The 24,966-nt window shown below is 60.4% G+C and carries 21 protein-coding genes; 16 read left to right on the forward strand and 5 right to left on the reverse strand.

Annotated elements, in window-relative coordinates; genetic code table 11:
- Nucleotides 1–13: 13 nt before the first annotated feature.
- Together ACZ1JV_RS02470 and ACZ1JV_RS02475 are read right to left on the reverse strand one after the other, a co-directional pair.
- Nucleotides 14–790: an SDR family oxidoreductase gene (locus ACZ1JV_RS02470; protein WP_465149457.1), complete on the reverse strand. Its 777-nt coding sequence runs from the start codon at nt 788–790 to the stop codon at nt 14–16.
- Nucleotides 787–1,788, reverse strand: a complete 1,002-nt coding sequence (locus tag ACZ1JV_RS02475; protein WP_465149458.1) for a zinc-binding dehydrogenase — start codon at nt 1,786–1,788, stop codon at nt 787–789. The genes ACZ1JV_RS02470 and ACZ1JV_RS02475 overlap by 4 nt, the downstream gene beginning before the upstream one ends.
- Nucleotides 1,789–2,016: 228 nt before the next feature.
- Between ACZ1JV_RS02475 and ACZ1JV_RS02480 the strand changes: the two genes are divergently transcribed.
- The 11 genes from ACZ1JV_RS02480 to ACZ1JV_RS02530 all read left to right on the forward strand — a co-directional run bounded on the left by ACZ1JV_RS02480 (nt 2,017) and on the right by ACZ1JV_RS02530 (nt 15,360).
- Nucleotides 2,017–4,698 carry a LuxR C-terminal-related transcriptional regulator gene (locus ACZ1JV_RS02480; RefSeq protein WP_465149459.1) on the forward strand — a complete coding sequence of 894 codons (2,682 nt, stop codon included), beginning with the start codon at nt 2,017–2,019 and terminating at the stop codon, nt 4,696–4,698.
- An 81-nt stretch (nt 4,699–4,779) separates the two neighbouring features.
- Nucleotides 4,780–5,709 carry a 3,5-dioxohexanoate:acetyl-CoA acetone transferase gene (gene kce, locus ACZ1JV_RS02485; RefSeq protein ID WP_465149460.1) on the forward strand — a complete coding sequence of 310 codons (930 nt, stop codon included), beginning with the start codon at nt 4,780–4,782 and terminating at the stop codon, nt 5,707–5,709.
- Complete coding sequence (locus tag ACZ1JV_RS02490) at nt 5,709–6,821, forward strand: CaiB/BaiF CoA transferase family protein (RefSeq protein ID WP_465138698.1); 1,113 nt, start codon at nt 5,709–5,711, stop codon at nt 6,819–6,821. Before kce ends, ACZ1JV_RS02490 begins: the two co-directional genes overlap by 1 nt.
- A 190-nt stretch (nt 6,822–7,011) precedes the next feature.
- Entirely contained in the window at nt 7,012–7,389 is a 378-nt protein-coding gene (locus ACZ1JV_RS02495) for a hypothetical protein (protein WP_465138697.1), read from the forward strand.
- Nucleotides 7,390–7,423: 34 nt separating this feature from the next.
- Entirely contained in the window at nt 7,424–9,760 is a 2,337-nt protein-coding gene (gene cofH / locus ACZ1JV_RS02500; protein ID WP_465138696.1) for a 5-amino-6-(D-ribitylamino)uracil--L-tyrosine 4-hydroxyphenyl transferase CofH, read from the forward strand.
- A complete protein-coding gene (locus ACZ1JV_RS02505) occupies nt 9,757–10,587 on the forward strand; it encodes an SDR family NAD(P)-dependent oxidoreductase (protein ID WP_465138695.1) in 831 nt (276 codons plus the stop codon). The genes cofH and ACZ1JV_RS02505 overlap by 4 nt, the downstream gene beginning before the upstream one ends.
- On the forward strand, nt 10,584–11,243 hold the full coding sequence (gene npdG, locus ACZ1JV_RS02510; protein ID WP_465149461.1) for an NADPH-dependent F420 reductase: 660 nt from the start codon (nt 10,584–10,586) through the stop codon (nt 11,241–11,243). Before ACZ1JV_RS02505 ends, npdG begins: the two co-directional genes overlap by 4 nt.
- A 9-nt stretch (nt 11,244–11,252) precedes the next feature.
- Nucleotides 11,253–11,990 (forward strand): coenzyme F420-0:L-glutamate ligase, encoded by a 738-nt coding sequence (gene cofE, locus ACZ1JV_RS02515; RefSeq protein ID WP_465138693.1) that lies wholly within the window; start codon nt 11,253–11,255, stop codon nt 11,988–11,990.
- A gap of 58 nt (nt 11,991–12,048) precedes the next feature.
- A complete protein-coding gene (cofC, locus tag ACZ1JV_RS02520; RefSeq protein WP_465138692.1) occupies nt 12,049–12,624 on the forward strand; it encodes a 2-phospho-L-lactate guanylyltransferase in 576 nt (191 codons plus the stop codon).
- An 88-nt stretch (nt 12,625–12,712) separates the two neighbouring features.
- On the forward strand, nt 12,713–13,633 hold the full coding sequence (locus tag ACZ1JV_RS02525) for a TIGR03619 family F420-dependent LLM class oxidoreductase (protein ID WP_465138691.1): 921 nt from the start codon (nt 12,713–12,715) through the stop codon (nt 13,631–13,633).
- A 68-nt stretch (nt 13,634–13,701) separates the two neighbouring features.
- Nucleotides 13,702–15,360 (forward strand): FAD-dependent oxidoreductase, encoded by a 1,659-nt coding sequence (locus tag ACZ1JV_RS02530; RefSeq protein ID WP_465138690.1) that lies wholly within the window; start codon nt 13,702–13,704, stop codon nt 15,358–15,360.
- A 175-nt stretch (nt 15,361–15,535) separates the two neighbouring features.
- Here ACZ1JV_RS02530 and ACZ1JV_RS02535 read toward each other — a convergent pair whose 3' ends face one another.
- Nucleotides 15,536–15,979 carry a nuclear transport factor 2 family protein gene (locus ACZ1JV_RS02535; protein WP_465138689.1) on the reverse strand — a complete coding sequence of 148 codons (444 nt, stop codon included), beginning with the start codon at nt 15,977–15,979 and terminating at the stop codon, nt 15,536–15,538.
- A gap of 281 nt (nt 15,980–16,260) precedes the next feature.
- On the opposite strand from ACZ1JV_RS02535, the gene ACZ1JV_RS02540 reads away from it, so the two are divergent.
- Complete coding sequence (locus ACZ1JV_RS02540) at nt 16,261–17,415, forward strand: oxidoreductase family protein (protein WP_465138688.1); 1,155 nt, start codon at nt 16,261–16,263, stop codon at nt 17,413–17,415.
- Between the two features lie 2 nt (nt 17,416–17,417).
- Nucleotides 17,418–18,233 carry an SDR family NAD(P)-dependent oxidoreductase gene (locus ACZ1JV_RS02545; protein WP_465149462.1) on the forward strand — a complete coding sequence of 272 codons (816 nt, stop codon included), beginning with the start codon at nt 17,418–17,420 and terminating at the stop codon, nt 18,231–18,233.
- An 83-nt stretch (nt 18,234–18,316) separates the two neighbouring features.
- On the opposite strand, the gene ACZ1JV_RS02550 is transcribed toward ACZ1JV_RS02545, so the two are convergent.
- Nucleotides 18,317–20,755 (reverse strand): TonB-dependent receptor, encoded by a 2,439-nt coding sequence (locus ACZ1JV_RS02550; RefSeq protein WP_465149463.1) that lies wholly within the window; start codon nt 20,753–20,755, stop codon nt 18,317–18,319.
- A 387-nt stretch (nt 20,756–21,142) separates the two neighbouring features.
- Between ACZ1JV_RS02550 and ACZ1JV_RS02555 the strand changes: the two genes are divergently transcribed.
- Genes ACZ1JV_RS02555 through ACZ1JV_RS02565 form a run of 3 tightly spaced genes read left to right on the forward strand, consistent with a single transcriptional unit; the run spans nt 21,143 to nt 23,490 of the window.
- The gene (locus ACZ1JV_RS02555; protein WP_465138685.1) at nt 21,143–22,384 is read left to right on the forward strand and encodes an acyl-CoA dehydrogenase family protein; all 1,242 of its coding nucleotides are present in this window, start codon (nt 21,143–21,145) and stop codon (nt 22,382–22,384) included.
- A 26-nt stretch (nt 22,385–22,410) separates the two neighbouring features.
- Complete coding sequence (locus ACZ1JV_RS02560; RefSeq protein ID WP_465138684.1) at nt 22,411–22,776, forward strand: hypothetical protein; 366 nt, start codon at nt 22,411–22,413, stop codon at nt 22,774–22,776.
- A gap of 6 nt (nt 22,777–22,782) precedes the next feature.
- Nucleotides 22,783–23,490: a TetR/AcrR family transcriptional regulator gene (locus ACZ1JV_RS02565; protein ID WP_465149464.1), complete on the forward strand. Its 708-nt coding sequence runs from the start codon at nt 22,783–22,785 to the stop codon at nt 23,488–23,490.
- 336 nt (nt 23,491–23,826) lie between these two features.
- On the opposite strand, the gene ACZ1JV_RS02570 is transcribed toward ACZ1JV_RS02565, so the two are convergent.
- A complete protein-coding gene (locus ACZ1JV_RS02570; RefSeq protein WP_465138682.1) occupies nt 23,827–24,906 on the reverse strand; it encodes an LLM class flavin-dependent oxidoreductase in 1,080 nt (359 codons plus the stop codon).
- Nucleotides 24,907–24,966 lie beyond the last annotated feature (60 nt).

Genomic DNA, 24,966 nt, shown 5'->3' on the forward strand with positions numbered 1-24,966 from the left:
GCCGACACCAAGATCACCCGCAGCCGACTACGCCGCCATCGACCGGGATTTGCGCGCCAGTAACATAGGCTCCTGCCCGCGAGCAAAGGAACACTACGATTCCGGCGATGTCGTCGGCGCGGCCCAGCCTGCGCAGCGGGATATGGCTGAGCAGTTTCGGGTCGACTGCATCTTCGTCGCGCATGTGAGCGGTCATTTTGGTTGGGAAGAAGCCCGGTATCACGGCATTGACCGTGATGTTCCGGTCGGCAAGGTCGCAGGCGAGATCCCGCGTCATCATGTGGACCGCCGCCTTACTGGCAGCGTAACTGTAGGCATTGAGCCGTTCGGCCTTCATGCCTGCCACCGAACCGATGTTGATGACCCGCGATGGATCATCGGCCGTGCCCGCCGCGACCAGTTCGGGAAGGAGTTCGCGCACAAGAGTGAAAGGCGTCTGCACATTGACTGCCATCACGCTTGGCCAGGCCTGGTCGGGAAAGGTATCTATAGGGCCGCCCCAGGTCTTGCCGGCGTTGTTGACCAGAATGTCGCATCGGCCCAGCGCGCTGCGATACCCTGCTGCAAGCTCCACCGCAGCTTCCGGCGTAGACAGGTCTGCGGCAAGCGGCAGGCATGACCCGAGGCGCGACATTTGCGCGGCGGCGTTCTCGCACACATCGGCCTTGCGCGAGGTGATTGCCACGCTGGCGCCTGCGCGCAGAAGGCCTTCAGCGATCATTCGCCCCAACCCCTGTGCGCCGCCGGTGACGAGGGCTCTCTTGCCGTGGAGGCTGAACAGGTCGCTCACATCGTCACCACGACTTTGCCGAACTTGTGCTGGTCGCGAAGGTGGAGAAGAGCCTCCTTCGCCTGTGCCAGAGGGTACGCAGCCTCTATGACCGGCTTGATCCGATGCTCGCCGGCGAACGCTAGCATTTCCCGGAAGTCTTGCGGATCGCCGACCTGGCTGCCGACGATGCTGGCGCTCTTGAGGAAGATATCCGTCGCATTGAACTTGACCTCGTTCCCGGCGGTCGATCCGTAGATGACTATGCGCGCGCCCGGGTTGATGGCGCGGACATAGTTGGCAAAGCTGGGGGACGGCGCACCGTCGAGAACTACGTCAACCCCGCCGGTCAGTTTGCCGACCTGCTTTCGCCAATCCGGATCGGTATAGAGCAGGCCGCCCTTGGCACCCATCTCGATCGCCCGGTCGAGGACTTCCTGGTTCTCACCGGTCACATAGACGTTCGCTCCCTTGGCGACGGCGAATGCGAGGCCGAACGTGGCGACTCCGCCGCCGACCCCGCTGATCAGCACAGTTTCTCCGGCCTGAAGCCGGCCCTTGAACATCAACGCCCGCCACGATGTCAGCGCGGTGAGCGGCATCGCGCCGGCTTCCTCAAAGCTCATGAACGAAGGTTTGGGAGCCAGGTTCTCGGCTGGGATACAGATGTATTCGGCGATCGTCCCGGCAAATGGCATGCCCAGCAAACCGAAGTCCGCAGCGGGCGCATGGCGATTGGGGCCCCAATTGCGGGCCGGATAGAGAACGACTTCTGAGCCCACATCCACTCCGCTAACGTCGGCGCCGACCTTGTCGACAATGCCTGCGCCGTCGCAGCCCAGCGTTACCGGCATCACCATGCCGGGATATTGTCCGTGAGAAATGAACAGTTCTCGGTGGTTGATCGAGGCGGCTTTGAGTGCGACTCGAACTTCACCGGGACCGGGTTCCGGCGTTTCGACGTCGGTAACGCGGGTAGATTCAGGTCCCTCGGCTTTTTCGAGATACAGGGCCTTCATGGTCAACCTTTCCTAGATTTTGGCCCCGGCAGCTTCGGGTGGCCTGCTTGTTTCGGGTGTAAAGACGGCAATTTACGAAAATTTCCGGCCATCCGGAGCAGGACAATATCTTCGGCTCGCGAGGACCTATCTGCGGATAGGAAAAAGGATTGCGTTTAGGATTTCACACGTCAGAATATATTTCGGATCAAAAAACAAATTGCCACAAGGCATGTCCAGGAGAGAGCCATGAAAGTCATTCCGACGAGCGCTTTGCCGCATCGGATAACGCCGACATTGATTGAGCGCGCTGCCATGAGAGACCTGACGGCCAAGGTCCGCGATTCCCGATTGACGATGGTGTCGGCGCCCGCTGGAAGCGGAAAGACCACCTCGATGCTCTACTGGGCGGACCTGCTACGCGCGCAAGGCCACCCGCTCCTTTGGGTGGCGACACGTGCGGGAATCTTCAACAAGGCTTCTTTCCTCGCAGCCCTCAAGGCAGCAGGCGTTGCGGCCGGCCTTCCTTGGGAGCGACTTACCCTGGATGGCGACGATACGCACTGGCTCGATGCGTTATCGGTGACGGTCGACCCGCGGCCCGTCCTTGTCATTGACGATGCCCATCTGCTCGATCAAGCCGCTCTCGATTTTATCGCGCAGCTATCGGCGTCAGCTCGGGATGCCCTGTGCATCATCGTTTCTGCCCGCGGCGCGATCGGGCTTCCGCTGGCGCGTATGCGCGCATTGGGCTTCCTCAATGAAGTGGGAAATGCCGATCTCTCACTCACAATCGCGGAAGCGGCTCAGCTGGTAACCCAGAGCATCGGAACGCCGATCGACTCCAAGGATCTTCAGGATATCGTGCGGGACACGCAAGGCTGGGTATCCGGCGTTGTGATCGCCTGCGACTTGTATCGCCGCGGCAAACAGGGGGCCGGCAGTCCCAGGTTGACGGGCTTGCGCCCGGAATTTGCGGAATACTTCCATGAAGAGGTGCTCAGCCGTCAGCCAGAGGACGTTCGCCGCTTCCTTGTCGATACGTCGATCCTGGATGAACTGACCCCTTCAGCCTGCGCCGCGGTCACCGGCGACGAAGATTCGCGCGCGATGCTTGACCATGTGTTTCGCCAGGGGCTCTTCCTGAACGCTATCGATCAGGAACACAGTCGATACGCCTATCACCGCCTGTTTCGTGAGATGGTCCTTGGACGCCTGATGGACAGGGCGCCCGCACGGGCGGCCCTGATGCATTGCCGTGCCAGCGACTACTTCGCCGCCAACGGTCAGGCCGTCCTGGCCATCGAGCATGCGCGACTGAGCGGCGATCAGGCATTTCTGGCCCGCCAGCTCGACCAATTGGCGGAACAGCTGACTTATACCGGCTATCTCTACCGCATCGACGAGTTGGGCTCCGCCTTGCCATGGGCGGAACTGGCCCGGCACCCTTATCTGTTGTTGGCTCTGGCATGGCGGCGCATTCGGCAATTGTCTTTCGCCGCCGCCCAGCGGTTTATCGACGCAGCGCGCGCTATACTCGAGACCCAGGTGGCCGAGGGAAGGGTCTCTGCGCACGATGCGGATCAGATCGATCTGATGATCCGTCATCGCCTGGTCATGCTGGCTTCCGCGCGCGACGACATGATCAAGGTTGAAGCGGACGCGGAGCCCCTTTTGGTCGAGATGGCCGAAAGCCATGCCTATCTCAGCTGTACGTTGCTTGCCCAGCTCATGTCGGCGCGGCGCGAACTCTATCACTTTCAGGACATGCTTAAGCTGGAAGCGGAAACGCGGCGAGCGCTTTCCCGACCAGGTTCGGATTTTGCCTCGATCGCGCTCAAGGCCTCCGTTGCCCCGACATTGATGGCACAAGGCAAGACGCCTCTTGCCCAGCGCTTCCTCGAAGAAGCCTTTACGCTTGCGAAAGGGTTACATGGCGAGGGCTCGGGGCTGGCTGCCTTGCCAGCACTCCCGCTTGCGGAGCTTCTTTACGACGCCGGCGATCTGGATCGTGCGGCTGACCTGGTTGAACGGCACTTGCCCGTCGTGCGACAGTGGGGATTTGCCGACCAGATGGCCTCCGGTTACCTCGTCGATGCTCGCCTTCGCGCCGCGCGCGGCGACCTGTCCGGCGCGCTTGCCACTCTCAATGACGCGCATCTCGTTGCGATAGAATGCGGTCTTGATCGCATGCGCGCCTTCATTGTTGCCGAAGAGGTCCGTCTGCTCGTCAAGGCGGGCCAAATCGAGGAGGCCGAGCGGCACTTCCTGGCCGGCGATCCGCAGATCGACGGCGAGCCCATACCGACGCTGCGGCCGACGCGTCGTAACGAGTGCAATGCGATCGCCTGGTTGCGCATCGAAATGCAGCATCACCGATTGACCCGGGCGCGCAAGGTGGCCCATCGCTGGCTGGAGTTCGTAAAGCGCGCCGGGGCCGTTCGCTCGGCCGTAACCTTCGAATTGCTCCTTGCCGAAATCGCGGTGCTACAGGGCAATCGCTCCGAGGCTCGCCGCGCTGTGCGCGCGGCGGTGGAAATGGCGGAACCTGCCGGTTGGGTGCGCACGTTTATCGACGAGGGCGAAGTCATTTCGGCTCTTCTTACGGAGGCCTATTCCCACGGCCCCGAACTCGAAACACCTGCCGACCGGTTTGCGGTCCACCTGGTTTCCCTGATGCGGAATGGCCCGCAGATCGAGACCGACGAGGACGAGGACGAGGATTTCGGGCTGACCGGACGCCTTGCCAACCGGGAGGTGGACATTCTCACCATGGTGAGCGGCGGTCTCCGCAACCGGGAAATCGGCGATCGGCTGGGACTGACCGAGGGTACGGTCAAGTGGTACATGCAGCAGATCTACGACAAGCTCGGTGTTCGCCGGCGCCCGCAGGCGGTTCTGCGCGCCCGCCAACTTGGAATCCTTCCCTGACGCCCCCCTCGCTGCCTATCGAAGGATAGATTGCGGGCGGCGAGGCGGCTGTCATCGAGCGGCTGCGGGAAAGGAATCATCATGGCCAAACGTAAAGTCATCATCAGTTGCGCAATTACCGGAGCGATCCACACACCATCGATGTCTCCCTATCTTCCAGTGACAGCTGACGAGATTGCGGAATCAGCGATTGGCGCGGCCGAAGCAGGTGCGGCAATCATCCACCTTCACGCCCGCAATCCTACCGACGGTCGCCCTGATCAGGATCCGACGCTCTTCGAACCGTTCCTCAAGATCATCCGACAGCGCAGCGATGCGGTGCTGAACCTGACTACCGGGGGACATCCGTCGATGACGGTGAAGGAACGCATCCGTCCCGCCCAGACTTTCGCGCCGGAAGTGGCCAGTCTCAATATGGGCACGATGGGTTTTGGACTGTTCCCGATGCTGGACCGCTTCAAGGAATTCAAGCACGCTTGGGAGCCGGCGGCGCTGGAAGCATCGCGGGACCTGGTCTTCAAGAACACATACGCGGACATCGAGCATCTGCTCGGCACGCTCTCCCCTCTCGGCACGCGTTTCGAGTTCGAGTGCTACGACACCAGTCATCTCTATAACCTGAAGTATTTCCTGGATCAGGGGCTGGTGAAGGCGCCGCTCTTCATACAGACATGCTTTGGCATTCTGGGCGGGATCGGCAGTCATCCCGAGGATATCATGCACATGAAACGTACCGCCGATCGGCTGTTCGGCGATCAGTACGAGTGGTCTGTGCTCGGCGCGGGTGCCCGCCAGATGAGTGTCGTCGCGATGGCAGCGTCGATGGGAGGAAACGTGCGCGTCGGATTGGAAGATTCTTTGTGGGGTGGCCCCGGGCGTCTGGCAGAGACCAATGCCGAGCAGGTGCGCACCGCGCGCCAGATCATCGAGGGCATGGGGCTGGAGGTGGCAAGTCCGGACGAAGCCCGTGCCATTCTTGACCTGAAGGGCGCGGACCGGACGAATATCTGATGCAGGCGCGCTCGGGGCCGCTGGTCGGCGTACGTATCGTCGAGATCGATGCGATCGGCCCGGTGCCGCTGGCAGCGATGCTGCTGGCCGACATGGGGGCGGACATCGTGCGGGTTGCGCGGCCTCCCTCCGCTGGCCCCGGTGACTGGGAGGACGTGGGCGGTGATATCCTTCATCGTAGCCGAACCGTCACCTATCTCGATCTTAAAAACGAAAGGGATCGCAGCAGTCTCCTCGACCTCATCGAGCATGCAGACGGTCTGATCGAAGGCTATCGGCCAGGAGTGATGGAGCGGCTGGGCGTCGGACCGGATGTCTGTCTTGCCCGTAACCCGAGCCTGGTGTTCGGGAGGATGACCGGCTGGGGGCAGAGCGGGCCCATGGCCATGCGCGCGGGACATGACATCAACTATCTCGCCATCACAGGAGCGCTGCACGCCATGGGCAAGACCGGCGAGCCTCCCCCCGTCCCTCTCAATCTCGTCGGTGATTACGGCGGCGGCGCGATGTTCCTCATCTTCGGAATGTTGAGCGCCTTGATCTCGGCTCGGCAGACAGGAGCGGGACAAGTGGTTGACGCTTGCATCACGGACGGCGTCGCGTCGCTCATGAGCCTGTTCTACGCTTGGGAGCCGAAGGGCCTTTGGCATGATGCACCCGCATCCAATCTTCTTGACGGCGGTGCGCCATTCTATCGATGCTACGCTTGTGCCGACGGCAAATTCGTGGCCGTGGGCTGTCTGGAACCCAAGTTCTTTGCCCAGATGCTCGAAGGTTTGGGCCTTGCCGGACGCGGATACGATCAAGATGATCGGGCGGGGTGGCCTCGTATGGAGGCCGATTTCGAAGCGGCCTTCCGGACGCGGACGCGCGACGAGTGGGGGGAGACCTTCGCGTTGACCGATGCCTGCGTGACACCGGTCCTGAGCATGGCCGAGGCTCCGACGAGCCCTCACAACGACGCCCGAAATACTTTCGTCACCCTGGGCGGTGTAACGCAGCCAGCGCCATCGCCCCGTCTGGCGGGAACCGTCCCTGCCATCACCACAAGGCATTCGGCCGCTATCTCGGATCTCGTCCGGGCTTGGGCACCGCGATCTGAAAACGGGTAATGAACATGTCCCTCATCGTTAGCAGGGCCGCCTATCGGCGGAGTCGGAGCTGCCTGGCAGTCAAAACTGAACAGTTTTCCCCTCTTTTGTATCGTTCCCTCTCCGAAGATAGGTGGTGAAAGGCCGTAAATAGCGGCCTTTCAGAATACTTTGAAAGGCCTGCGAAGAGACAGGCGGCGGGAGAGAGTTGATGAAATCGCGTTTGCCGAGAATGGCGCTATCGTCGGCAGGTACGACGTTTGCCGTCCCGGCGTGGGCGCAGGATGACAACGCTTCCGCGCATCAATTGGAATGTGCGGCGATGGGTGACATCATTGTCGGCGCACGCCGCCGCGAAGATTGCCTGCACGATGTATCTGCCTCCAATTCAGCGTTTTACGCTAAAGCGCGGGAGCGAAGCATTGTCCTGACAATGGGCGATGTGCAGACGATCACGTCAAGGTTCGCCTACTCGGCGGCGAGCGTGTCGATCCCCTCCGTCCCGAGCCGGTCTGTTTGTGCCGGCGGCTCCGGACCTTGGGGTGCATCGGCAAGATACACGTTCCAGAGCGGCCTGAGCGACCGGTAGAAATCGGCCTCGAACTATCACGGAGACTATTGTGATGCTCGACCAAATGCACCTCAGTCACGATGACGCAAATCGGGTTTACACCGCTCTCAGTTCGGCTTCCCTCGACGAATTAATGGCCACGGCGGAGGCGATGACGCTCGCCGCTCATGGTCCGCGCGTGACATATTCGCGCAAAGTCTTCATCCCTCTGACCAAGCTGTGCCGCGATGTTTGCCACTATTGTACTTTCGCTACTACGCCGGGCCGGATCGACAAAGCCTATCTGGCTGCGGAGGACGTCCTCGAGATAGCGCGGGCCGGTGTGGCCGCAGGATGCCGCGAGGCGCTTTTCACGCTCGGGGACAGACCAGAATTGCGCTATGGTGCAGCACGTGATGCCTTGACCCGTTTGGGGCACGAGACGACCCTTTCCTACCTTGGCGAAATGGCAGCCCTCGTCCTCAAGGAAACGGGGCTGCTTCCGCACCTCAATCCCGGCCTGATGGAGGCTGCCGACTACGTCTCGTTGCGTCCGCACTCAGCCTCGATGGGCTTGATGCTTGAGAGCAGTGCGCAGCGCCTGTGCGAGAAGGGCGGGCCGCATTTCGGATCGCCCGATAAAGAGCCGATGCGACGCCTTGAGTCGATCGCTCAGGCAGGACTTGCCAAGGTCCCATTCACGACCGGTTTGTTGATTGGCATCGGCGAAACGCGCAGCGAGCAGGTCGATGCACTCGTCGCCATCCGCGACTTGCATCGCCAATATGGGCACATACAGGAAGTCATAATCCAGAACTTCCGCGCCAAGCCAGGCACCCGGATGGTAGATTTTCCCGAGCCGACACTGGATGACCATCTATGGGCTATTGTGGCTGCTCGTATCATCCTTGGCCCGGAGATGACGATCCAGGTTCCCCCGAACCTTCAGGAGAGCGATAATCTTGCCGCGCTGGTTCGCGCCGGCGTCAATGATTGGGGAGGGGTCTCCCCGGTAACCCCGGACCATGTCAATCCGGAGGCGCCCTGGCCGCACCTCGAGGTTCTCGAACGCGCTACCATTGCCGCCGGACGGACATTGCACCAGCGTCTTGCCATCGCGCCCCGGTACGCGGCAACTGCCAGACAATGGGCGGCGCCCGTTGTCGCGGCACATGTCCTGCGGGCAATCGATGCTCGCGGATTGCCTAAAGTAGACGATTGGGCCGCGGGCAGGGGCGATGCTGCGCCGGAGCAGACAACGGTTCGCTCGCACGAGATGTCCTCGCACATGTCGCTCTTGCTTGACAGCGTGCAAGCCGGGCACGTGCCGAACGAGGCGGAAATCGTGTCGATGTTCGATGCTGAAGGAGCCGACTTTACAGCAGTGGTGAACTTCGCCGATCGCCTTCGTAGGGATGTGGTGGGTGAAACGCTGACTTATGCGGTCAATCGCAACATCAACTACACTAATATCTGCCTTTACAAATGCGGCTTCTGCGCGTTTTCCAAGGGCAGTACCAAAGCCATGCGCGGGCCGGCTTATCGGCTCGATTTCGCCGAGATTGGCCGGCGATCAGTGGAAGCATGGGATCGCGGGGCCACCGAAGTCTGCCTGCAAGGCGGTATCCACCCGGATTACGACGGCAATACCTATCTCGATGTCCTTCGTGCCGTTCGGGAGGCGGCGCCCGATATTCATATCCATGCCTTCTCCCCGCTTGAGGTGACCCACGGCGCAAGAACGCTGGGACTGCCGCTCGAAGACTTTCTGGCACGGTTGAAAGCGGCAGGGTTGTCCACGCTGCCCGGCACCGCCGCCGAAATCCTCGATCCGGAAATCCGCGACATCATCTGCCCGGACAAGGTTACCGCGGACGAGTGGATCGAGGTCATGCGTGTCGCCCACAGCGTTGGACTGCGCAGCACGGCCACGATCATGTTCGGTCATGTCGAGGGATATAGTCACTGGGCCCGCCACCTCCTGTCGATTCGATCGCTTCAGGGCGAAACAGGCGGGTTTACCGAATTCGTCCCGCTGCCCTTCGTCCATATGGAAGCGCCGATCTGGCGAAAAGGGCTGGCCCGTTCGGGGCCGAGCTACCGCGAGGCTGTGCTGATGCATGCCGTTGCCCGGATCGTCCTCCATCCGGTAATTGCCAATATTCAGGTCTCGTGGGTCAAGATGGGGCCTGAGGGCGCAGCTGCTATCCTGCAGGCAGGTGCCAACGATATGGGTGGCACACTGATGGACGAGTCCATCACCCGCGCTGCCGGCGGCGTCAACGGACAGGAATTCGGGCCCATGCAAATGCGGGCGCTTGCCGCTTCCGTCAACCGGCCCGTGCGCCAGCGAACCACCCTGTATGAAGATCCGCCGCTCCGTTACGGCCATTGCATGGAGACGTTATGATCGATCTTTCCTTTCCGCTGCGCGATAAGGTGGCGCTCGTCACCGGCGGCGGAAGCGGCATCGGGCGCGCTACCGCCCGCATGTTCGCCCAGCGCGGCGCCATGGTCGCCGTCGCTGGCCTCGACGAGCCGCCGTTGCTTCAGGTTGCCGGGGAAATTGCCGCCGCCGGTGGGCAGGCATTGCCGATTGTCATGGACGTGACGAGCGAAGACGCGATCGCAGGGGGCGTTGCGCGCCTCGCGGATCGGTTCGGCAGGCTGGATATTCTTCACAGCAATGCGGCGCAGACCGGCGAACTGCGGGAGGATGGCCTCATTGCTGCGATGGACGCAGATTTCTGGGACCGCACGTTCTCGATAAACCTGCGCGGATCGATGCTTTGCGCCAAGCATACCATTCCGCTTCTGCTAGCCAGCGGGGGCGGCTCCATCATTTTCACAGGTTCGGGCAAGGGGCTTGCCGGCGATCTCGATTATCCGGCCTACGGTACGACAAAGGCGGCCTTGCTGGGACTATCGCGCTACATTGCGACTCAATACGGTAAGCAGGGCATTCGTTCCAATGTCGTTGTCGTAGGCCTCGCCATGACTGAGGCACTTGATAGGAACATGCCCGAGGCGGCGCAGAAGCTGATGACCGAACATAACTTGGTGGACCACCTGGGTAGGCCTGAGGACATCGCTGAAGTGGTTGCATTTCTCGCCTCCGAGCAATCCCGCTACATCACGGGTGCAGCGATCGTCGCCGACGGCGGCTTCACATCCCACTCGGCCGTTTATGCGGACATGCTGCGTTTTGCGGCGACGGATACCGGAGTACAGGCATGATGCAGCCCTCTATTGCCGTCGTTGGCGGAACGGGAAACCTTGGCGCGGCTATCGCCTGGCGGCTGGCCCGGGCGGGCTATGAGGTCGTGATCGGATCGCGAAGTGCTCAAAGTGCGCAAGACGTCGCATCGGGGTTGGGCCATGGACTTCGCGGCGCGAACAATGTCGAAGCCGCGGCTGGAGCCGATATCGTGATCGTCACGGTTCCCTTCAACGCGCAGCAGTCGACGCTTGCCGACATTGCGCCTCATGTCGCAGGAAAGCTGGTTGTCGATACCACGGTTCCGCTTGTTCCGCCCAAGGTCATGCGCGTGCAGTTGCCCGAGGAAGGATCGGCAGCATTGAGAGCGCAGGCCGCACTCGGTGCCAGTGCTGTTGTGGTCTCGGCATTCCATAACGTCGCAGCCCACAAGCTCGCCCAGGACGTCGATGTCGGCTGCGACGTCCTTGTGTTCAGCGATGACAAGGAAGCGCGCGGGCGGATTGTGGACCTTGCCGATGCCATGGGGCTTCGCGGCCTTCATGGCGGTGCGCTTGTCAATTCCGCCGCAGCCGAGGCGCTGACATCAATCCTCATTTTCATGAACAAGACATACCATGTCGACGGGGCCGGTATTCGAATTACGGGTGAACTGATCCCGCCAGATCAGCAATAGGCTGCGATAATGATCGAAATAGTGGAACTAGGCGGTATTGGCGAAATCGGGGTTGGCGACGACCTAGCTGCGATACTTGGGGACGCCATCGAACGATGCGCATCGCCGCTGCGCGATGGGGACGTACTCGTGGTAACGCAGAAGATTGTCTCGAAGGCTGAGGGACGGCAGGTCAATCTGGAGGAAGTCGAACCGGGCGAGCCGGCCCGCGAATTGTCCCAATTGACGCGCAAGGATCCGCGCATGGTTCAACTCGTGCTCGACGAATCGAGTGAGATTGTGCGAGCGGTTCCCGAAGTGCTGATCACGCGGCACAAATTGGGTCACGTCATGGCCAATGCGGGGATCGATCGTTCCAACATCGGGCCTTCGCAGGGAGCTCGAGCGTTGTTGCTTCCCCTGGACCCTGACGCAACAGCGGCGAATTTGCACAGCGCGCTCGGTGTTCCCGTAGTGATCTCGGATAGCTTCGGAAGGCCTTGGCGCCTTGGCGTGGTCTGTGTCGCCATCGGCGCAGCGGGCCTGCCGGCCCTCCACGACCGTCGCGGCGAACTCGATCGCGACGACCGTCCTTTGGAAGTCACTCAGGTGGCTCTGGCGGACATGATAGCCAGTGCCGCTGGCCTGGTGTCGGGTGAAGGGGCGGAAGGCATACCAGCTGTTCTCGTCCGTGGATGCCGTCTTGACGGGACGCCGCGCAAAGCCGCCGAACTGGTACGCCCTAGGCGGGAAGACCTGTTTGCATGAGCGGGACAACTCCGCGCTCCTTGGTGATTGAAATCGGCTCCGCCGCAGGACGTGTTCGATGAGAAACTGGATCGCTGTGGTTCCCTGGAAACAAGGTGCGGAGACGAAGTCGCGACTGGCAGACAGCTTGAGTTCGACAAAGCGGCAGGCGTTGGCCTGTACAATGGCGGCGCACGTCGTCGGCTGCCTGTCCGGGATAGAGGCAATCGGATCCACTTTCGTGCTGGCTCCTGTCGGCCTGGATGATTGGCCTGTGCAATGGCTGCGTGATGGCGGTCTTGGCCTTAATGGCGAACTCAACAGGATCCGCGAACATTTTGATCGCCGGCCGCTTCTCGTTATCCACGCCGATCTGCCTGCCTTGGTCGCCGCAGATGTGGAGGCTTTGGTTGCCGCGGCGCAAGAGTCGGGACGCGCATTCGCCCCCGATAGGCATGGCAGAGGCACCAATGCAATCGCCCTTGCGGACCGCGGTTCTTTCACTTTCGCCTTTGGTCCTGGCAGTCTCGCACGCCACCGGGCACAATTTCCCGGGGCCGCGATCGTCGAAACCGGCGGGCTGGGATTCGATCTCGATACGACGGCCGATCTCCAAGACGCAGTGTCCCGAAGGCTCATAGCGTTAGCCGCGTGAACATTCGTCGCGCGCTCTCCTTCCTAAGGAAAGGTGCGAGCACGCTGCCGCGCTTCACTATCCGCCCGACATCGTGAGAGGACAGCAGATGAAACTGAACGTCAGTGTGCCCAACAGCATGCACGTGGCTGCGATGACCCAGCCCTGGGAGCATGCCCTGACCGGTGACGATATAGGGCATGCGCTGAAAATTGCGGACGATCTCGGCTTCAACAAGTGCATGCTGGGCGAGCATTTCATAATTCCCCGTGAGCACATAGAACTGTCCGGCGACCATTACGTTCATGGGACAGTGGCTCTCGCATTCCTTGCCGGCCGAACCTCACGGATGAAAGTCAGCTCTTCAGTCACAATCCTGCCCCTCCAAAACCCGATCGTCCAGGCCAAGGCATGGTCTACGCTCGACTGGTTGAGCGGTGGGCGGGCGACCGCGCTCTTCGGCGTGGGATGGCTAAAGGAAGAGTTCGACATGCTGGGAGTGGATTTCCATAACCGGGGACGAATGGCCGACGAGTACGTGGCTGCGATCATCGAGCTGTGGACCGCTGACAATCCGGAATTCGACGGCGAGTTCGTGAAATTCAGCAATGTCGGGTTCGCGCCGAAACCGGTCCAAAAGCCGGGCCTGCCGATCTGGTTTGGCGGCGACGCAGAAGCTGTTCTCAAGCGCGTGGCCAAGTTTGGCGACGGTTGGTCTCCATTCAGGACGCCGCCCGAAAAATTCCCGGAGTGCCTGGATTTCATCCGGTCCCAGCCTGAATATGACGGACGGCCTATCGATTTGTTCTTCGCGCTCGAAATGCTCAATGTCGGTGCACATCACGAAATCATGGATGATCCGCGCGCGCCCGGAACCCGCGACGCGCAGAAGATCATCGACCAGATCGGATGGCTCCACGACCTGGGCGTCAATGAAACGATCGTTCCCCTGCCGCCAGGGATCGGTGGGATGGATGAATACATCGAGCGGCTGCAATGGGTCGCGCAGGAAATCATGCCGAAAATCTGAACTGCGCCGTGGGAACGACGAGTATTGTGAACCGCCGTTCCATCCAAATTGAAAAGCGGGAGGTAGCAATGACCCAGTACGATGTGGTCGTAGTCGGATCGGGCGCCGCGGGCTTGACAGCCGCGCTGCGTGCGGCCGCGGCCGGAAAGTCGGTGATTGTTCTCGAGAAGGCATCGCATTTTGGGGGCACGACCTCGATCTCGGGCGGCGGTATCTGGGTTCCGGCAAGCCCGCAGGCGCGGGCTGCGGGCGTCGACGACAGCAAGGACAGGGCGCGGCAATATGTCCTGAATGTTATAGGTCCCTCGGCCGAGCCGGCACTCATCGATGCCTACCTCGATGCAGGGCCGCGGATGGTGGAGTGGCTGGAAAAAAACAGCAGGGTGGAATTTCTGCTGTCGCCGCCCAGCAGCGATTGGTATCCCGAAGTGCGCGGCGCAGCCGATCACGGTCGTTTGCTCGCTCCAAAGGAATATGACGGCAAGAAACTGGGCGAACACTTCGCGCAGCTGAGGCCCGCGCGGGAAGAGTTCAACGCGCCGGGAGGATTCATGATCGACCTGTTCGATCTGCCCTATCTTGCGCAAATGCCTTCGGCGAAATCGCTTGTGCACTTCGGCAAGCTGGCTGCCAAATTCGGGTTGGACAAGCTTCGCCGCTATCCTCGCGGAACACGTCTCACGATGGGCAATGCACTGGCAGCCCGCCTTCTTCGCTCGGCGCTCGACGCAGGGATTACGCTGCGAAAAGATGCAGCGGTCGATCAATTGTTGGTCCAATCCGGCCGGGTGACCGGTGTTCGTGTAGGAGAGGAAGAGATCGAGGCAAGGTTGGGAGTTCTGCTGGCATCGGGCGGATTTTCCGCCAGCGAGCAGCTTCGTAAGGCCTATATCCCCTTTGCCGAACACCATGTCTCGATCCTCCCTTACGAAAACACGGGCGACGGCATGAACATGGGATTGGAGGCAGGCGCCGCGCTCGCCGGGGAAAATCTGGTCAATGCGGTATGGGCCGTGGTCTCGATGCTCACGCGGCCCGACGGATATGTGGCACGCTATGCCCACCTCATCGACATGTCGAAGCCGGGATGCATCGCGGTCAATGCCAAGGGCGAGCGCTTCGGTAATGAAGCATCGGTGCATTTCGTCGAAGCGATGCACCGTGACGGAGCGGTTCCGGCCCACATCATCTGTGATGCCGATTTCATCAAGAAGTACGGTATGGGCATGGTCTATCCCGGTGGCGGCGGTCTCAAGAGGCTTATCGCGGCGGGCTATGTCACCGAGGGGCGCAGTCTCCGCGAACTCGCGGAGAAAATCGGCGTAAACCCTGATGGCCTTGTCGCCAGTGTGGCCAAGATCAACCGCTATGCGGAAACTGGTCATGACACCGACTTCGGAAAGGGAGAGACGCAGATCGACATCGAGATCGGCGATCCCCGGAACAAGCCCAATCCTTGCCTGGGGCGCGTCGAGCGGGCTCCGTTCTATGCGATCAAGATCTACCCCGGTGATGGCTCCACGACCGTAGGTCTCAAGGTCGACGACCAGTTTCGCGTGGTGGGGGCAGATGGGGAACCTGTTCCCGGTCTTTATGCAGCCGGGTTGGATGCAAATTCGATCTGGCGCGGCAAGTCGCCTGCACATGGGTGCAATGTCGGTCCTGCCATGGTGACCGGCTTTATAGCCGGCAATGCGATGGCGCAGGAGCTGGCGCTCGCATCGTAGGTGTCAAGTCTGGTACGCGGCATATCCCGTTCGGGCGGGGACCGCGTCCTTTGCGTTGCCGGGGGTAAATCGGTAGAGCAGGCTGCTCCTCCGCGCCGTATCGGCTGGCTGACGGTATTCACGGCTATCCTGGGTGAGTGCGCAGCAACGCGATGACGTGCGTCCGCTGAACACCCTAACGGGCAAGACCGGAAAGTTCGGCGCACAGGTTCTGCGGCATCGACGCACCGTGCATGCCCAACCGGGTCCTACAGTTGAGAATGTCCCGATATTCACGCCAGAACCAGATCCGCCCCTTGTCGTCCAGATCGAACACCGCCACCACATGCGTTGTCGTGCGCTGTCCATCCGCAATAATGCGGGCTGTATCGATACTTTCCATGAAGACGGTGGTCCCGTTCGTGGCGACTTCGCGGATATCACTGTCGCACTCGTCGTAGAGCGCGTTTCGATCTACCAGTTCCGCGCATATCGCATCCACACCCCGGCGCAGCGGCATAGCCGGTAAGACCGATTGAAAGGTAGCGCCGGCGGCGAGAGCTGCGCGCAAAGCGGACAAGTCGAGATTGGTCGCATGGAGGAGCGCCTGAAAAGCGCGAACCCTGGTCTCTGAATCCATTGTCTTGCTCCGTGCCGGCCGGGAGCGCCCATGCATCGCGATCGAGGGGCGTTCTTCCTCTGAACCGAAACTGCGGAAAGTGCTGCCAAAAAGCCCTTTCCAAAGTGTCCGTCGAAGGCTGGTGTCGCCCCTCTCTTCGGGCAGGTTGCGTTGCAGGTGTGCCTGCGATGCTGGGTATCCCCAGTGCAACGCAATATCGATCCGCAATGCCGGCACACCCCCTCGAGGATTTTCGCCGGATTGCGCGACGCTGTAACACCAAAACACACCAGGAGAGTTCGATGGACCCACAAGCCCAACCGCAATATCGCAGTGCGACCGTCGATCCTGATTGCGTCCCTCGTCCCTATCCCTCGCGAACCGGTCATCTGCCGATCTCTATGGAGGGGATCGATGCCGCGTGGCTGGGATCGATCATGGCCAACAAGTATCCCGGCGTCGCGGCACGCAGTATGGAAACGGTCCAACTGCTGAACAGTCACACGACCAAGTGGCGCGTGAAAGTAGATTGGAACGAGGCGGGGCTGGCAGCTGGGCTTCCCGCGAACCTGTGCCTGAAGGCCAACTGGTCGGGCAGCTTCGACAATGTCGATATCCATGCCGTCGAAGCCCGTTTCTATCATTTCCTCGCAAAGGAAATGAAGGTTCCCACCGCGGAATGCTATTACGCCGATTGGGACGATGACGGGAGCGCCCACGGCCTGCTCGTTCTGGAAGATCTCAACGATCGCGGCGGTCACTTCGGTCACAGCACGCAGCACTCTGGCGTCGACATGATCGCCTCCAATCTCGAGGGCCTTGCTCGCCTTCATGCCAGTCTCTGGGGAAGCGAGAAGATCTCCAAGGCCGAGGCGCCCTGGTTGCAGACCCAGATGGATACTCCGGTCGACAGCGACCAGGTCCGCATCATGTGGCAGTGGATCGACGACAACCTGAAAGATCCGAATTTCCGCGCGATCGCGCCAAAGCATTACCTTGATGATCCGCGCCGCGTCGAGCGCGCCTTCGACCGTCTGGGCGAGCTTGAGCGCGCCTACGACGCGCCCTATTGCATCGCGCTGGGGGACTGCCACCAGGGTAACACCTATATTCTTCCCGGCGGGGAAAGGCTGTGGTTGGATTGGCAACTTGTCAGGCGTGGACGTCCCTGGCGCGATCTAACCTATTTCCTTGTCGGATCGTTGACCATCGATGAGCGGCGCGTCCATCACAAGGATCTGCTAAAGCAATATCTATCATATCTGACCGCGACCGGCGTCTCCGGGATTCCCCGCTTCGAGGAGGTCTGGGAGCAGACACGCCTGTGGGTGATGTATGGAATTCAGGCGTGGGTCGCCAACCACGACTCCTGGGGACAGAACGGATTGCCCATGAACGAACGGTTCTTCGTTGCGGGCGAGGAACTTGGGACCTGGAAGATCCTGCTGGGAGAGTGAGGATGGGACTGGTTCAGGGAAAAATCGCTGTCGTTACCGGTTCGGGATCCAATATCGGGGAAGCATGCGCTCGCAAGCTCGCCTCCGAAGGCGCCAAAGTGATTCTGGCAGACATTAATCTGGCGGGAGCAGAGCGCGTGGCGAAGAGCATCCGCGCCGCCGGTGGGGAGGCAATGGCATGTCCACTCGATCTTGCAGAAGAGGCGAGTATCGCTGCATTGGTCTACGCAGTGATCACTGCTCATGGACGGATCGATGTCCTGCACAACAATGCCGCCAACACCGCCGTCAACCAGATGGCGGCCGACGGCGCTTTGGTTGATATGGACGCAGCGGTTTGGGACGCAGCGTTTCGTGTCAACACGCGCGGCACGATGCTGATGATCAAGCACGTCGCACCTCACATGATCGCCGCGGGCGGTGGGTCGATCATCAATACAAGCACAGGCGTTTCCATCCTGGGGGATGTCTTCAACCCGGCCTATTCTTCTTCGAAAGGAGCGGTGAACAGTCTTACGCGTAACACTGCCGTCCAGTTGGGCCGCCAGAACATTCGCTGCAACGCAGTGATGCCCGGTTTGGTTCTTACACCGCAGGCGCGCGAGATGATGCCTGCAGAACAACTGCGCATGATCCAGCGGCATGTGCTGCTGCCGCGAGAAAGCGTGCCCGACGATGTCGCCGGGGCCGTGCTGTTCCTTGCCTCGGATCTTTCGGCATTCGTCACGGGCCAAGTCTTCTCGGTCGATGGCGGAATCTGCCACCACACTCCATATTTCGGCGATGTGATGGATATGCAAGCGACCGCACACCAATGAAAACGGAGCGGCCAGTCGCAGACTGACCGCTCCGTACTAGAATGCCCGATCGGCTCCGCGGTTAACGCGGAGCCGGTTTGAATTCAGAACTGGACCTTGGCAACGACCCCGTAAGTGCGCGGATCGCCTACAGCTACCGAATTGACCGGGAAGCTCTTGAGCAGGACATCCGCAGCCGCGAAATATCGCTCCTTGGTCAGATTGCGGACGAAGAAGCTGAGATCGACGCCAGTGTGAGCGATGTTCTCCCAGTCCAGGCGCATGTTGACGAGATTGTAGCCTGGCAGCTTTTCGCCGTATTGACCACCGAAGTCCGCAGTCATGAACAGGTCGCCGCTCAACACCATATCGCCGTCCGCCGGACGGACAGGTAAAGTCCAGTTCGCGCTGAAAGTTCCCGAAAAGGTGGGGGCATACTTGTTTACGTCCGAGGAGCTGAAGGAAATTCCCTCCACGTCGGGCAGCGTGAGCTTGTCGACCCTCATATGCGTGTAGGTGCCGTTGAAGGCTACCGTCAGATTTCTGCTGGGGCTGACGGCAGCATCCAGTTCCACGCCATAAATCGACAGGTCTGCCGCATTCACGCCGAACGAGCCGTTAGTCGGACTGTCCGGGGCGGAAGCGGGAATCAGTGTTTGTGCATTCAGAAATTGCAACGCGTTCTTGTACTTGCTGTAATAGGCAGCCGTATTGATATGGCCGTGGGCACCGGCGATGTTGAAAGTCCATTTCTCGCCGATCTCGATATCGGTAAGTGTTTCTTTTCCGGTTTTCTGGAATGGCCGCAAATCGACGCACTGACCCGAGCCGGACCCGCAAGCAGGGTCGGTTCCCCCTGTCGTGAAGCGCGTTTCGAATAGAGGCGTGTTGACATTGACACCGCGGTAGCCGCGACGGCTCACCACATACAGCAGAAGATCAGGCGAGGCCTTCCAATCCGCGCCAATGGTCCAGCTTGGGGCGGAGCCGCGATTGGAGACCACGCCAATGCCGTCCGGAAGATTGAGCTCTGCAAGCGACCGGCAGGTTGAATCCTCCGCATAAGAAGTTCCGATGGCGCCCCCGCAAGCCGACACCCGGTCCCAGCTGTAGCGCAGGCCGGCGTTGAGCGTAACGGTGTTCGTCAGTTTGTAGGAGATTTGCCCGAACGCTGCATAGTTCGTGTTCCTGACGTTGGCGGTGACCACGGCAGCCGGTGTTCCTGGCGTGGTGAATGCGGCGAATGTCGATCCCGAGGGACCATCGGGCGTGTCATGGCTGTAGAAGCCGCCGACAATGAAATTGAACCTGTCGAAGTTGCCTAGGAACTGCACCTCGTCGGTCAGATACTGGCGCTGAATCAACGCAGCCGCATGGAATACCGTGAACGGGACGTCATTCGGACTGCCCAGTGCCGCGCCCGGCAGATACATCGGTCCGAGTGCAGCCGTGTTGATCAACTGGTCGCTGCGATTCTTGCGATAACCGAAAATGTTTCGCAGCGTGAATTGGCCGAAAATTGCGGACGTGTCGTTTGAAATGCCCCAGTTGCGACGATTGGCACGGCCGGATCCCGAATCGTCGGCGAAAGCGCCGTAGAAGTTCTGCTTCTGCAGTGCGAGATACTGCGCTGTCTGGGCATCGAGAGAACCGCCGATCAGTGCCCCTGCTGCTGGGCCGACGGACGGGGCGAACAGGTCTGTAAAGCTGAAGTTCTGGCGGAGCAAATAATACCCCGAAGCTGATTCCCTGGCTTTGAAGTAGTCGAAAATCGTTGTGCTCTTCAGCCAGTCAGCGGGGGTAAACAGAACCGAAGCGCGCGCACTGTCCTGGTGAACGTCGTTGAACCCGTCGCCGCTGTTGATTGAATAAATCATCGGATCGCGTCTTCTGAGCTGTCCTGCAACGCGGATGGCAAGGACATTCTCGATGACCGGGACATTCAGGGCGCCCTGAATCTCGCGATAATCGTAGTTGCCGTAAGTCCCCTGCAGATACCCACCAAAGTCCTGGCCAGGAGATTGCGGGGAAATCAGTACCGCGCCGCCAAGGGTGTTGCGGCCGAACAAGGTGCCCTGCGGTCCCTTGAGGACCTGGATGTTGCCGATATCAAAGGTCGGCACGTTCGAGCCGAGAGAGGCAAGGGGCACATTCGCGAAATAGGTCACCACACCGGGCGTGACTTCGCCGGTCGGAATCTGCCCGATCCCGCGCAGTGACACCGAAGTGTTGTCCTTACCGCCTTCCGAACTGAACGTAAGACCTGGCGAGATAGTTCGAATATCGGCAATCGTTTGGACGCTGCTGCGTTCTAGGGCAGTGTTGGAGAAGGCTACGACCGACACAGGCACGTCCTGGAGCCGTTCGTCACGCCGCCGCGCCGTCACGACGATTTCGCCGGTTAGCGACGGGGCGATAGAAGGCTGCGCCTCGGCGGACTGTTCGGGCGAGGGCGGGGTATCGGCGGCCCAAGCGTGAACAGGAACAACGTTCATCGCACATAGGCCGGTCCCCGCAACGATGCGGACTAGTGTACTCTGCATGTATCGCCTCCCACTTGCGTCCGGCATACTTGCGCGGCGCGTAGATATTTCCCGCTGCGAAGAGCGGGCAGACTGCGGGAGCTATAGAGATCAATCCTGTTTCGATCCCTATCTTCGGAGGGGGCGAAGCCCATAATGGTCTCGGTTTCAGTTCGCACCATCTTATTCCGAAACAAGCAGATTGTAATCAGTGACCAACACCCGGCAGAGCTTCGCTTTGCCCCGCTTTCGACCGGTTGCGGCACTGGTCCTTCGCGTTTGATCGAATGTCTTTCTTCTCCTCGTCATAGTCATGCAGGTGATAATTTTGAGCCCCCTCATGAGAAGGCAGTTTGCAAATCGTCCGCCAATCAAATAATGACGAAAATGTCATTATAGGAGGCGAAGATGAGGATCGGCACATTTGGTGAGGGCAAATCGAGTGTTGCCCGCGTCGAGAATCCTGTAATCGCTGCTCGCGCATTACGCCCATTGCTCGCAGCGCATGCCGCCCAATGCGAAAAGGAACGCCGGATCGTCGCACCCGTAATGGAGGCTTTGCGCGCCTCCGGCTTGTTTCACATTACTGCACCCCGGCGAGCCGGAGGGCCGGGGCATAAACTGATCACCCATATTGAAACGGTGGCGGAGCTCGCTCGCGCCTGCCCGGGCACCGGCTGGGCCTACGGTTTGCTGAGCGGCATAACCGGTACTGCTCTTGGATTGGGGCCGTCGATGACAGAGCTGCTCTTTCGTCATGGGGGTGAACTGTTCTGCAGCGCATCGGCGCCCAGTGGCAAGGCGACGGCGGTCCCCGGGGGATATCGCGTCTCGGGGCAGTGGGGATACGGTTCCGGATGCCTTCACGCCGATTGGGCGCTGAACGGCGTCATGCTTGATACGCCGGGTGGCGCGCAGCCAGCCATGGCCTTCCTGGACCTTAATGATCCGGCATGTTCCATCGAGGACAATTGGCATGTTGCAGGTATGGCCGGCTCGGGGAGCAACATGATCGTTGCAGAAAACCTGTTCGTGCCGGAAGAGTTGATGCTGAATCCCAGGGATTCGCCTCCAGCAGAAGTGTTGCTCGCGATGGAAGGTCTCGAAGCGCGGGACCGTTGGCCGATGGAGCCATTGTTCCCGTTGGGCGTGTTGGCGCCGATGCTCGGCGCAGCAATGGCGATGCTGGAGCATGTGGTTGAGGAGATGGACCGGCGGCCGGTCGTAGGCTGGACGTTTACCACTCAGACTGCCTCCGAAGCCCTGATCGGAATGACAGGACGGGCGGCAATGGAAATAGACTCGGCGTGGCTGCATGTCCGTCAAGCTGCCGCGATGCTTGACGAGGCGGCACAGCAACGGGTCCTGACAGGATACGACAAGGCGCGGATCCAGGCGGACTGTGGTTATGCCATGGAACTGCTGCGTGGCGCAGGCGAGCGGCTGATGGACGTCGCCGGACCGGGTGCCTTCGCGTTGTCCAATCCGTTGCAGCGCTTCTGGCGCGACCTCAGCGTGGGCACACGTCACAACGCGCTCAATAGCCATTTGTCCCTCGAGCTTTACGGGCGGGCAATCACGGGCCGTGCGTCGAACATCCGCCTCATTCCCGACATCGGGCCGGTGCCTGTCCTTTCAAACGACCGATAATTCCGCTTACTACAGGAGAGAAAACGATGCCCATTCCAACACCGCAGGCAATCGCGAACTTCCTCAAAGAGCAGGCTGAAATGTTCAACGCCGGGCGGCTTGATGACTTTTTGTCGGCCTTCAGGGCTATCGCGCCCGGAGGATTCAAGGTGCAGGATCCCGCCACAGGTCCAATCCAGGAAGGATGGGACAAGCTGGAAGCGCTATGCCGTGAATATGCGGGTTGGAAATTGTTCGTGGAGGATGTGAAGGTCAGCGGAAACGAAGCCGTAATCTACGTCCGCAACGAAGGGGAATATCAGGGGCACGCCGTCACCGCATACAGCATCGAGCAGTATGTGTTCGGTGATGATGGCAGCCTGCTTGCGCGCTATTTCCACCCCATGCAATAGGACGGCATGTCCTCCGTTGTCACCCACCTTCAAGAGCCGGATCCGCGCAGCAAGGCAGCAGCGCTGCGGCGCGAGCGGATGCGGCAGAGGCTGCTTGAAGCGGTACTTGAACTCTACCAGCCAGGCCAGGCCGCGCAGCATGTCCTCATCGATGACGTGATCAAGCTGGCGGATGTCTCGCGGGGGAGTTTCTACAAGTATTTCGATTCCGTCGATGCGGTGGTCGCGGAATTGGCAGAGGCGATGACGGTGGGCATGATCGCCGATTATCGCCGCCTGTTCTGGGATGTTACTGATCCACTGGTGCGGGCGGTGGGCGGTGCAATGATGGTGCTGCTCCGGGCGCTCCACGATCCGCGGTGGGGGGGCTTTACCTGCCGCATCGACTTTGTGGATTATTTTGCGCGCGAGCGGGCCTTTGACCTCATGGTTCGCGATGCGCTTGAGGCTGCGAGGGATGGCGGGCAGATTATGTTCACGTCGGCGGATGCCGCTGTAGACCTCATCGTCGGTATGACTGTCGAAGCCCGGCGGCGCCTCGTTCGCGGAATAAGCGATCCGCATGCCTATATGGACGAGATGATCCGATGCACATTCGGCGGGTTGTCAGCAGCCCACGACGAGGTGACCCTCGCATGCAAGCAGGTACGATTTCGCCTGTCCGAGGAGGCGACCAAGCTGGACTGGTGGTCGAGTTCGATCGAACGGGGGTGATCTGTCTTAATCTGGTCGCTGTCGGTCATGTTTGAAAGAGGCATTGGCAGGCGGGATACCCATTCCGATTGTTAGCATCGAAAGTACGCTTTGCGTCCCTAAAATCCCCCGGTTCGCCGCGGCCGGAAAACGGCAATCCGCGCTCGATCTTGACGAAACGGGCCGATCTGACGCTCTGGATTGAGAAGAAGGTGATGGCAGGGAGGCAGCGCCGCATCCTTACGTACTACGAGTGGTTTTATCACTGCCTGCACGGGCGTGCGTGGATGCTGTCCTTCCTCCCCACGCGAACCCTTGGCATTCTTTATTGGAAAATGGTGCAATTCGCTGACCCGATCAGGCTGGCGCGGGAATGGCCGTGCCAGCACGTGCCTTCGCGGCTGCGACCAATTGAAAGAGACCCGAATTATACTCGGTCAACTGCTCCAATGTGAGATCCCGATAAGGCGTCATCGGGCAAAGCGAGTCGACCACCTCCCAGAAAGGCTCAATCTTTTCAAGAACCTCGTCGATCGGCCCGCAGCTGACGAAAGCTTCGACCATCTCGTCTGACACATTGCCGACTACTTTTGCAATGTCTCCATGTTCGCCGAGGCTGAGTTGGCAGGCCCGTGCCTGATCTCCAAAGCCGATTGCCTCGAAGAACGGCTCATATTCCTTGTAGCCGGAATAAGCGGCAACAGTAGCCCGGCTGTCGTCGATCGCCTGCTGTTTGTTTGCGTTGACCGCGATCCATGGCCACGCGTTAATCTCGACATCCAGGCGGCTGCGCCCGTGCTTTGCCAGTATTTCATTTATGAAGGGCAGCTTGCTCTTGGTGTAGGCCGCAGACCAAAGGGCGTGCACCATGAGCCCGTCGCCGACTTCGAGAGCCAGCGCGGTCATCTTGTCCTGGAGCGCGGCTATCCAGATCGGAATTCGCTCGCGGACAGGCGGGGGGGTTAGCATCATTTCTTCGAAATCTGCGGTGAAGTATTCGCCATTGATCGGATCTAGGCCTTTATGCGCATTGGCGATCACGTAGCGGATGACGCCGACGCTCTCGCGCAGGTGCGTCAACAACTTACGTTCCGGCTCTCCGTACATGCCGGTCACGCAGCTCTTGATGCTGGAGCCAAGGCCCAGCACGAAGCGCCCTTCGGAGATTCGGTCAACGTCCATCGCCGCATAGGCCGTTTCGAGCGGACTGCGCGTGCCAACGATAGCCACGCCAGTGCCGACCTTGAGGCTACTGGTTAGTGCGGCAGTCGCCGTCATCGGAATGAACGGTGGGCCGTAGATCTGCAGAGAGAAGCAGCCTTCGAAGCCGACCTGCTCCATTTGCTGACCAATGCCAGCCATGATCGGGGCGGAAAGAGTGGGCATGACACCCCACCAGCGGCGCTCCGCGCCGACGGCATTGACAAGCTCGGGCATGATTACTCCGAAGATAAAAAAAGGGCGGACATTGCTGTCCGCCCAAGGGGAGAGGTCAGG

Source organism: Novosphingobium sp. BL-S-19, from assembly GCF_055521675.1.

What these genes read in the sequence shown, in the direction of transcription:
- cofH (WP_465138696.1), top strand. Translation starts at nt 7,424, where the DNA reads ATGCTCGACCAAATGCACCTCAGTCACGATGACGCAAATCGGGTTTAC.
- ACZ1JV_RS02560 (WP_465138684.1), top strand. Translation starts at nt 22,411, where the DNA reads ATGCCCATTCCAACACCGCAGGCAATCGCGAACTTCCTCAAAGAGCAG.
- cofE (WP_465138693.1), top strand. Translation starts at nt 11,253, where the DNA reads ATGATCGAAATAGTGGAACTAGGCGGTATTGGCGAAATCGGGGTTGGC.
- ACZ1JV_RS02480 (WP_465149459.1), top strand. Translation starts at nt 2,017, where the DNA reads ATGAAAGTCATTCCGACGAGCGCTTTGCCGCATCGGATAACGCCGACA.
- ACZ1JV_RS02525 (WP_465138691.1), top strand. Translation starts at nt 12,713, where the DNA reads ATGAAACTGAACGTCAGTGTGCCCAACAGCATGCACGTGGCTGCGATG.
- npdG (WP_465149461.1), top strand. Translation starts at nt 10,584, where the DNA reads ATGATGCAGCCCTCTATTGCCGTCGTTGGCGGAACGGGAAACCTTGGC.
- ACZ1JV_RS02490 (WP_465138698.1), top strand. Translation starts at nt 5,709, where the DNA reads ATGCAGGCGCGCTCGGGGCCGCTGGTCGGCGTACGTATCGTCGAGATC.
- ACZ1JV_RS02495 (WP_465138697.1), top strand. Translation starts at nt 7,012, where the DNA reads ATGAAATCGCGTTTGCCGAGAATGGCGCTATCGTCGGCAGGTACGACG.
- ACZ1JV_RS02530 (WP_465138690.1), top strand. Translation starts at nt 13,702, where the DNA reads ATGACCCAGTACGATGTGGTCGTAGTCGGATCGGGCGCCGCGGGCTTG.
- ACZ1JV_RS02550 (WP_465149463.1), bottom strand. Translation starts at nt 20,755, where the DNA reads ATGCAGAGTACACTAGTCCGCATCGTTGCGGGGACCGGCCTATGTGCG.
- kce (WP_465149460.1), top strand. Translation starts at nt 4,780, where the DNA reads ATGGCCAAACGTAAAGTCATCATCAGTTGCGCAATTACCGGAGCGATC.
- ACZ1JV_RS02565 (WP_465149464.1), top strand. Translation starts at nt 22,783, where the DNA reads ATGTCCTCCGTTGTCACCCACCTTCAAGAGCCGGATCCGCGCAGCAAG.
- ACZ1JV_RS02540 (WP_465138688.1), top strand. Translation starts at nt 16,261, where the DNA reads ATGGACCCACAAGCCCAACCGCAATATCGCAGTGCGACCGTCGATCCT.
- cofC (WP_465138692.1), top strand. Translation starts at nt 12,049, where the DNA reads ATGAGAAACTGGATCGCTGTGGTTCCCTGGAAACAAGGTGCGGAGACG.
- ACZ1JV_RS02475 (WP_465149458.1), bottom strand. Translation starts at nt 1,788, where the DNA reads ATGAAGGCCCTGTATCTCGAAAAAGCCGAGGGACCTGAATCTACCCGC.
- ACZ1JV_RS02555 (WP_465138685.1), top strand. Translation starts at nt 21,143, where the DNA reads ATGAGGATCGGCACATTTGGTGAGGGCAAATCGAGTGTTGCCCGCGTC.
- ACZ1JV_RS02570 (WP_465138682.1), bottom strand. Translation starts at nt 24,906, where the DNA reads ATGCCCGAGCTTGTCAATGCCGTCGGCGCGGAGCGCCGCTGGTGGGGT.
- ACZ1JV_RS02545 (WP_465149462.1), top strand. Translation starts at nt 17,418, where the DNA reads ATGGGACTGGTTCAGGGAAAAATCGCTGTCGTTACCGGTTCGGGATCC.
- ACZ1JV_RS02505 (WP_465138695.1), top strand. Translation starts at nt 9,757, where the DNA reads ATGATCGATCTTTCCTTTCCGCTGCGCGATAAGGTGGCGCTCGTCACC.
- ACZ1JV_RS02535 (WP_465138689.1), bottom strand. Translation starts at nt 15,979, where the DNA reads ATGGATTCAGAGACCAGGGTTCGCGCTTTTCAGGCGCTCCTCCATGCG.